Genomic DNA, 1,545 nt, shown 5'->3' on the forward strand with positions numbered 1-1,545 from the left:
CAACGTAGCCGCCGATGTCGCTCGAGCTGATCGAAACGTGTACGGTCCGATATCCAAGCGTGGTGTCGGAGTGGTGGCCGAATTCGTTCTGTATGGCAGCGACATGCATAATGAAAGCCGCACCTTGGATGTGGGATATCGAGTACAGTCGTTCGATGCGTCGACCGTCGGTCGTCCATCCGTCCAGGTCATCGAGGCGTTCCTCGATCTGTTCCCGTGACAGCGCCTCAGCCATGAGCCCTCCCGGTCTCGTCGGTGGTAACGGACGCGAGAACCTCCACCAGATTCTCGCCGACTGGGTGAGCACGCCACGGATCCATCGCTGCCGCGACTGCGGTCAGTTCACGCCGGGCCCGCACGGAGCCGGTCTCCACCGCGAGCGCGCTCGCGTGGCGCGCGAGTTCCACAGCCCGTTCTGGCTCTTCCTGCCGTGCAGCGGCGACCGCGTGGCGCGCCAACCAGACCCCGACGTCCCGACGGGCTGAAGGGGGCGCAGCCGGGATGATCTGGCGCCAGAGATGGTCGGCGCCGGCGTCGAGACCGAGCCGTCCATAACAGGTGGCACGTTGCACCTCGATGTAGCCGCCGGTGCGGCGACAGGCCGTGCCCCACTGCTCGATATCGACCTGGTCTATGAGTTGGCCGGCCTGGTCAAGCAGAAGATCGACCTGGTGACTGTCATCGTGCAGTGATGCGCCGTGTGCCTGCTGCTGCAAAGCAAACACGCGGACCTCGGGGGAGAGACGCCTGGCATCGACCAGTGCGGCCTGGCACAGGTCGATCACGGCCGAGGCGTTTCCCAGGTCTGTGAAGGCCATGGCCCGGTCGACCAGTGCGCAGGCAACGGCATCGCGCTCTCCGCAGCGATGTGCCAGTTCCAGCGCAGCGTCGTGGTAGCGCATCGCGGCGACGGGATCGCCGGCGTCCAGCCACAGCCATGCTGCGAACGCGGCGAACGACGAGCCGACTCTTGCCATGCGCCGACGGGTCGACCCGTCAGCCGCGTCCGCCAGCCGCGCGATGACCTGAAACTGGGAGCTGACTGTGCCAGTCAGCGCGCCGGGGCCGAGCAGCATGTCTGCGCGGTAGTGGCCCTTCAACTGGTCGTCGAAGTAGGAGACGAGCGCTGGGTCGACATGACGGGCGCGACTGGCACCGGTCAGACCTGCCATCAGTGCCGAACCGGCCATGATCGTGAAACCGCGGCGGCCAAGAGCATCCACCCATTCGACGTTCCCAGCTGGCTCATCGAAACGCAGCTTTCCGGACCGGCTACCACCGTGTTGCGACTCGACGCCCGGACCGGCCTGTCCAGAGGGCGAGTCCACCGGCGGCGACCCCTGCGCAGGCGACCCCGCAGGCTGAGCGGATCTGGCGTCCCGACGTGTGGTGGAGATCAGGAACGTGTCCGCTGCGGTGAGATGTTCACGGTCGTCGAGGTCAATGAGGTTGTGGATGCTGGTGCCGTAAACCTCGGCGAGCAGGGCGAGGATCTGAGGGGTGGGCCGACGCCGGTTGAGGGGCAACGGCCAGTTCTCCAGCTCA

The 1,545-nt window shown here is 66.2% G+C and carries 2 protein-coding genes; both read right to left on the reverse strand.

The genetic code is table 11. The features are described from left to right. Positions 1-235, reverse strand: a 235-nt coding sequence (locus G6R24_RS20805) for a 4a-hydroxytetrahydrobiopterin dehydratase (protein ID WP_163550817.1), incomplete at its 3' end; no start/stop codon positions are given. Further along, positions 228-1,545, reverse strand: a 1,318-nt coding sequence (locus G6R24_RS20810; RefSeq protein WP_163550818.1) for an NsdA family TPR-like regulatory protein, incomplete at its 5' end; no start/stop codon positions are given. The genes G6R24_RS20810 and G6R24_RS20805, both read right to left, overlap by 8 nt.

The organism is Candidatus Frankia nodulisporulans, assembly GCF_902806475.1.
In the GTDB taxonomy this organism is placed as follows: Bacteria; Actinomycetota; Actinomycetes; order Frankiales; family Frankiaceae; genus Frankia; species Frankia umida.